Source organism: Mycobacterium sp. (assembly GCF_049280035.1).
Taxonomy (GTDB): domain Bacteria; phylum Actinomycetota; class Actinomycetes; order Mycobacteriales; family Mycobacteriaceae; genus Mycobacterium.
In genome coordinates this window covers 1-6,819 of record NZ_JBAPPI010000560.1, presented here as the reverse complement: position 1 = coordinate 6,819, position 6,819 = coordinate 1, and the positions used below count along the sequence as shown (strand labels likewise).

At 64.3% G+C, this 6,819-nt stretch carries 6 protein-coding genes and 1 pseudogene; 5 read left to right on the top strand and 2 right to left on the bottom strand.

What is annotated here, in order from left to right:
* The 3 genes and pseudogenes from WAN71_RS18305 to WAN71_RS18295 all read left to right on the top strand — a co-directional run.
* Positions 1 to 126, top strand: a pseudogene (locus tag WAN71_RS18305) (SGNH/GDSL hydrolase family protein); the annotation flags it as partial.
* 71 nt (positions 127 to 197) lie between these two features.
* Complete coding sequence (locus WAN71_RS18300) at positions 198 to 1,160, top strand: anti-sigma factor RsbA family regulatory protein (protein WP_422226693.1); 963 nt, start codon at positions 198 to 200, stop codon at positions 1,158 to 1,160.
* A gap of 10 nt (positions 1,161 to 1,170) precedes the next feature.
* The gene (locus WAN71_RS18295; protein ID WP_422226692.1) at positions 1,171 to 2,661 is read left to right on the top strand and encodes a M28 family metallopeptidase; all 1,491 of its coding nucleotides are present in this window, start codon (positions 1,171 to 1,173) and stop codon (positions 2,659 to 2,661) included.
* A 22-nt stretch (positions 2,662 to 2,683) separates the two neighbouring features.
* Here WAN71_RS18295 and WAN71_RS18290 read toward each other — a convergent pair whose 3' ends face one another.
* Together WAN71_RS18290 and WAN71_RS18285 are read right to left on the bottom strand one after the other, a co-directional pair.
* On the bottom strand, positions 2,684 to 3,004 hold the full coding sequence (locus WAN71_RS18290) for a hypothetical protein (protein ID WP_422226691.1): 321 nt from the start codon (positions 3,002 to 3,004) through the stop codon (positions 2,684 to 2,686).
* A gap of 57 nt (positions 3,005 to 3,061) precedes the next feature.
* Entirely contained in the window at positions 3,062 to 4,933 is a 1,872-nt protein-coding gene (locus WAN71_RS18285) for a serine/threonine-protein kinase (RefSeq protein WP_422226690.1), read from the bottom strand.
* A 137-nt stretch (positions 4,934 to 5,070) separates the two neighbouring features.
* Between WAN71_RS18285 and WAN71_RS18280 the strand changes: the two genes are divergently transcribed.
* The gene (locus WAN71_RS18280; protein WP_422226689.1) at positions 5,071 to 6,252 is read left to right on the top strand and encodes a BTAD domain-containing putative transcriptional regulator; all 1,182 of its coding nucleotides are present in this window, start codon (positions 5,071 to 5,073) and stop codon (positions 6,250 to 6,252) included.
* An 89-nt stretch (positions 6,253 to 6,341) separates the two neighbouring features.
* Complete coding sequence (locus tag WAN71_RS18275) at positions 6,342 to 6,818, top strand: lipoprotein LpqH (RefSeq protein WP_422226688.1); 477 nt, start codon at positions 6,342 to 6,344, stop codon at positions 6,816 to 6,818.
* The last annotated feature ends 1 nt before the right edge of the window (position 6,819 follow it).

The window sequence follows — 6,819 nt, the reverse complement described above, 5'->3', positions numbered from 1 at the left end:
GCGGACCCGTGGGCGGTGGGTGCGGGCTGGCCGCTGCCGTGGCGACCTGCGCCGTTTCACCCCAACGCCGCAGGCATGCGCGCCGTGGCCGACTTGATCATCGAGCCGAGCGGCGAAAGCGGTTAGTTTTCCACCGGCTGGGTAAATCTACGGGGCGACACTGCAGCGAAACTCTGGCGAGGAACTAAGCCGTCGACATGACCCAGACCGGACACGCCCAGGTTTGTGGCTTCGACCACGCTGCGCTCCTTTATCACTCGGAGCGCGAATACGTCGACTGGCTGGCGCGGTTCATCTCCGAGGGTTTGGACCGGGCGCAGCCGGTGTTGGTCGCAGTGCCAGGAGACAGGCTGGCGTCGTTGCGTACTGCGTTGGGTGACGCGGCGGCCGACGTCACGATGGCTGACATCATGGAATTTGGCCGTAACCCGGGCCGGATCCTCGCTGTCCAACTCGCCTTCGTCGAACGCCACCCTGGCCAGCACATCCGCATCATCGCCGAGCCCCTGTGGGCGGGCCGCAGCGCGTTCGAACATTCCGCGTGTATGCAACATGAGGCACTGGCCAACATTGCGTTTGCGGGCTTGGACGTGACGGGTCTGTGTCCGTACGACGCATCCTGCCTCGGTGAGAGCGTCCTGGCCGATGTCCGCCTTACGCATCCGCAGATCTGGCGGGCAGGATCGCGCAATCACAGCCCGGAGTACGCCCTCGACGCCGCGCTCGACCAGTGCAATCAACCGTTGGCGACGAACCCGGCCGCAGTGACGTTCACCGTCGGCGAGGCGGCCGATCTGGCCGGCGCCCGCAAGTGCGGTGACCGCTATGGCCGTTTGCTCGGCATGTCCGCGGATCGAGTCGCCGACCTCCTGTTGGTCGCCACCGAGCTGGCGACCAACAGCCTTGACCATGCCGGCGGCGCGTGCCGACTGGCGTTCTGGTACGAGGCCGGACACGTGGTCTGCGAGGCACGCGATATGGGCCTGTGGACCGATCCGCTCGCGGGCCGCCGCCCACCCGCCGGGAAGGGGTTAGGCCCGTACGGGCTCTTCGTGGTCAACGCGATCGCGGATTTGTTGCGCACCCACACGACTTCGGCCGGCACCACTATTCATGCTTACCTGCGGCTTGACGACTCAGACGAAGACGGAGCCGTCTAACCTGAGCGCGATGGCAAACAAATCAAAACCGTTCCTCGCTGGGATTGCAGCCGCTGCGGCCATTGCGCTGGCGGTCGGGGGGTGTGCATCGTCTGACAGCATCCAGCCAATGAAGCGGATATCAGCCCCGGATTTCGCCGCCGCGCTGCGCGGACGGGTCAGCGCCGACGCGATGATGGCGCACTTGACCAAGCTGCAGGACATCGCCAAGGCCAACGGCAACACCCGGGCGGTCGGTACTCCCGGCTACGACGCCAGCGTCGACTATGTGGTGGGCAAGCTGCAGGACAAGGGTTTTGACGTGCAGACCGTGCAGTTCGAAGCACGGGTGTTCCACTCCGACCCGGGGTCGGTGACTGTCGGCGACCGAACGATCGAAGCTCGGGCGTTGGAATTCAGCCTCGCCACACCACCTATCGGGGTGACCGGTCCGCTGGTTACTGCCCCCGACGATAACCCGGCCTGCGCTGCCTCCGACTACGGCAGCCTGCCGGTCAACGGCGCGGTGGTGCTGGTGGACCGCGGCACCTGCCCGTTCGCCCAGAAGGAAGCCGCCGCCGTGCAGCGCGGCGCCGTGGCGATGGTCATCGCCGACAACGTCGTCGAGGAGCGCATGGGCGGCACGCTGGGCGAGAAGACCGACGTCAAGATCCCGGTGGTCAGCGTGACCAAGCCCGATGGCGCCGCGCTGCGCCTTACCTCGGAGCCCGCGACGGTAAAGCTCTCCGCGGACACCAAGACCATCCAAGCCCGCAACGTCATCGCTCAGACCAAGACCGGCTTGACCAGCGACGTGGTGATGGCCGGTGCGCACCTCGACAGCGTTCCCGAGGGGCCGGGCATCAACGACAACGGGTCCGGGGTGGCCGCGATCCTGGAGACCGCGCTGCAGTTGGGCAGCTCACCGGAGATCCACAATGCGGTGCGCTTCGGCTTCTGGGGCGCAGAAGAACTCGGGCTGATCGGGTCGCGGAAGTACGTCGAGTCATTAGATGTCAACGCGCTCAAGGACATTGCGCTGTATTTGAACTTCGACATGCTCGCGTCGCCGAATCCGGGCTACTTCACCTACGACGGAGACCAGTCGTTGCCGCTCGACCAACGGGGTAATCCGGTGGTGCCCGAGGGCTCGGCCGGGATCGAGCGGTCGCTGGTCGCCTACCTGAACTCGGCCGGCAAGACGGCGCAGGACACGTCGTTCGACGGCCGGTCCGATTACGACGGCTTCTCGTTAGCGGGTATCCCGTCGGGCGGCTTGTTCTCCGGCGCCGAGAACAAGAAGACCGCGGAGCAGGCGAAACTATGGGGCGGTGCCGCCGACCAGCCGTTCGACCCCAACTACCACAAGAGCACCGACACGTTAGATCACATCGACCGGGCTGAGCTCGGCATCAACGGCGGTGGTGTCGCCTATGCGACCGGTCTGTATGCCCAGGACGTGACTGGCCGTAACGGTGTTCCGACTCGCGAAGACCGCACCCGCCACGGGCTGGCCAAGTAATCTCACTTGCCCCGCGGCCGAGCTACAGACCGGGCAAGCAGATGGGCGCTCCGTAGCAGGGGGGCGGACCATGAGGCGGTGGGTTTTCACCATCCCACACAAACTGGCCGACATTACCCATCCCGCCGACCGGGACCCAGTACCAGGTGTGGCAGATATTCGTGTCCCAATGGACGTCGTTCGCCGGCAAGGGTTGTCCTGGACACCATTGGTGGGGTTGCGAGAAATTGTCGCCGGGCTGGGCCTGAGCAGTATCTGCGGCGAGCCCCAAACCGGCCGCCGCGACGCCGCCCGACAGTAGTGCTAGGCCAATGACCCGCCTCAAGGTTTGGGCTATTTTCATGGCCATCAAGTTAGACAGCGGCTCTGAATGGATCCTTAATGGATAGGCCGCCATAGGCTAGTCGCCAGTGCGCTCGAACTTGTCTTCGAAACCACCGCCAGCGCAAGCGCTTTCGGTCGTGACATTCTGTCCGTTCCCGGTCAGTACCGGAATCGGCTCTTGCAGCGGGTCAGGCAGCGGGTATTCCGCGGTGAGTTTGATATGCGCCGTGCCACCGAGATTGCACGGCACGGTGCCCTCGTCGTCGCGGGTCCACTTTCCACCGCTGAAGACCAGTGGCGCATCACCGTCGGGCGCGTGGAATAAGCTCATGCATCGATCGCCGGCGCGAAGACACTCCGTACGGACAGTGAGATCGTCTTGCCCTGGCGCAGCATTGCCGTTCGCGTAGGTGATCGTTTCGTGGTAGCGGCCGTGTAGCGCTGCGGCGGGGGACGCCGCGCGCGGCGGTAAGGCGGCCGGGTCGGGAATTTTGGCGACGTCGGGATCGCCAGTGCGGGTGAAGGTTACGTGTCGTTTTCCGCTGCTGCAGCTGTTGGTGGTGGACCTGGTGGTTTCGCCTGACAGAGTGCCGTCCGGCTGTGGTTGCAGGGTGAACACCACCCATACTTCGGCCGGCGCGTTGTTGCACGGCGTTGAGCCGAGGCCCACGGCAACCCAATTGCCGCCCACCTCATCGAACACCAAATTCGACACCAGCACGATTCCGCTGCCGCCCAGGTATGACGCCGTCGCCACACAGCCGCCCGCGCCACACGTCGAGCGCACGCCCCAGTTGGCAGTCATCGCCGGCGCACCGGCGACCGGTTTGCCTTCGAGATCGGTGCCCGGGCCATAGTCGGCCCGGTAGGTGCCGGTGAAGGCGTGGGCATTGGCTGTCGTGGTGGCCGACGGCGAGCTAACAGCCGAGCTTGCCACACCTGCGCGACCGCGGTGTCCGAAGAACTTCATGCCCGCGAAGACACCACCAGCGACGATCAGCAACGCGATGACCACAAGCGCCGCAAGCGCAATTCTGGGACGTGAAGTCCGCTGCCTGACAGCGTGTGGCTGCGTTGGCGGTTGGTGCGGCAACGGGGCGTGGAAGTGCACGGACCGCGGGCTGAGATGGTGCTGCAATGCTGTGGCGAATTCTCGACAGTTGGCGAACCGGTCGGCAGGCGCCTTGGCCATCGCTCTGGCCAGCACCGGATCCAGTCCAGCCAACTCCGGGCGGCGTTGCTCGAGCGACGGGGTTGGGGCCATGCAATGTTTGGTGATGACCACCGCGGGATTGGAATCGACATAGGGCGGCGCGCCGGTCAATAGGTGAAATGCGGTGCAGGCCAGGGCGTACTGGTCGGCACGCCCGTCGAGCGACTCACCCTTCAATTGCTCGGGCGCCGCGTAGGACACCGTGCCCACCGCCATGTTCGTCTCGGTCAGCCCGGATATGTCATCGACGCGCCGAGCGATTCCGAAGTCGGCCAAAAAGATTCGTTGCGATTCAGTGTCCAGCAAGATATTGGCCGGCTTGACATCGCGGTGCAGCAGCCCTCGCTGATGCGCATAATCCAACGCCGAGCCGACCGCAGTGATGATCGCCAGCGCATCACCGAGGGGCATTCCGGTTGAGTACTGCTCGCGCACAAGCCGACCCGCATCGGTGCCGGCCACATAGTCCATTGAAATCCAGAACTGCTCTTCGTATTCGCCGCGGTCATGGATGCCCAAGATGTTGGGATGCGACAAGCTGGCTGCCAAATCGGCCTCACGCAGAAACCGCTCCCGGTATTGGGTGTCGGCGGTCAACTCCGCCGACAGCACCTTCAGCGCATCTTGGCGCGGTAACCGCGGATGGGCCGCTAAATACACCGTGCCCATCGCGCCGGCGCCCAGCACCCGCAGGATCGTGAATCCCGCAAACAGTTCGCCTACCGACACCGGCATGGGGCAAATCCTAGGCGCTATGCTGCTGATATTTAGCTGGCTTACTGGTTTAGGCGTAGGAACGTCATGATCGGCGAGGGGTCGGGGGCGCGACGCGCCTTTGCGGGTGCCATTGCCACGGCGGTGGGTTGCTGACCATGGCTTCGCTAAGCACCGGGAATGACGACGCGACGGACGGCGACCGGGTCCAATTCGGTGTCTTGGGTCCGTTGCAGACGAGCGTCGGGGGCGCGTTGGTGCCGCTGGGTACGCCGAAGCAACGCGCGGTGCTGGCGGTGCTGGTTGTCAACGCCAATCGACCTATCGACATCGACACGCTGATCGGCGCCGCCTGGGATCAGCGGCCACCAGCAGGTGCGAGAGCCACCCTGCATGCCTACATCTCCAATTTGCGTCGCCTGATGAGTAGCGCGGGCATCGATCGGGACTTACTGGCCAACGCAGCGCCGGGGTACCGACTGGCTATCGATCACAAGCAGTCCGACCTCGGGCGTTTTCGCACTGAAAAAGACGCCGGAGTGCACGCCGCGGCCGCCGCGCAATTTGAGCTGGCCAGCCGGCACTTGTCGGAAGCGCTGGCGCAGTGGCGCGGCCCGGTCCTGGAGGACCTGCGCGACTTCCAGTTTGTTGAAACCCTCGCCACGGCACTCGATGAGGAAAAGGTCCTCGCCCACACCACTCATGCCGAGGCTGAAATCGCTTGTGGCCGACCAGAAGCCGTGATCATGGAACTGGAGACCCTGATTGGCAGGCATCTCTACCGCGAGCCGCTATGGGCGCAGCTGATTACCGCCTATTATCTGGCAGACCGCCAGTCAGATGCGCTCGACGCGTATTCGCGGCTGAAAACCAGGCTGGCCGAAGACCTGGGTATTGACCCGGGCCCCAAGTTACGGCAGCTGCATGGGCAAGTCCTGCGCCAGGAACCCGTGGATGTGCGGAAGGCTGCGCAGGCCCATGCCGAAGACACCATCGTGTCTTCTGTCGCCCTCAAAGGCGACCCCATCACCATCCGGCGGCCCGTCACGGCGGTGTTGTGCAGCGCCGACGGGCAACGATATGCATTGGCCGGCACGGCCACCCGGATCGGGCGTAGCCCCGATAACGACATCGTGTTGTCCGACGTAAAAGTCAGCCGCCATCACGCCGTCATTACCGACAACGGCGCGACGCTGGTGATCACGGATCTGGGATCAGCCAATGGGGTCCTGGTGGCAGGACAGCGAATCGATCCCAGTGCCGAACTGTGCGACGGTGATCGCCTTCGGATCGGCGACCAAGAATTCACACTCGAAATTCATCACCGGCCCTCGCGCTAAGTCCGCTGGAAGGCGCATTAAGGATCCAGTAAGCCCTGTGTCGCAGAGTGTGCGCATTGCGTAAAGCACTGACGAGAAGGGGTTTAGCAATGAAGCGCGAAATCATGATCACGGCCGGTGCAGCGGCGATCCTCGCGGTGGGGTTGGCCGGCTGCTCGAGCAACAAGTCGGTCAGCACACCCAACGGTGGGGTGGCTGCGGTGGGTGCGTCGAACACCAAGGTGCTCATCGACGGCCAAGACCAAAGCGTCAAGGGTCAGGTGGCCTGTGCTACCACCGCTGGCAGCGTCAACATCGCAATTGGTGGGCCCAGCGCCAGCGGCGCCGGTGCTGGCACGGGTATCGGTGCGGTGTTGACCGATGCCAATCCGCCCGGGGTGACTTCTGTTGCGTTGGGCAATGTCAACGGTGTGGCGTTGGGGGTCGGTGGGACCACCGGCAGCGCCAAGGCCACCAAGGACGGCAAGTCCTACAAGATCACCGGCACGGCCAGCGGTGCAGACCTGTCCAATCCAATGGCAGGACCGGTGACCAAGCCCTTCGAAATCGACGTCACCTGCCCATAAC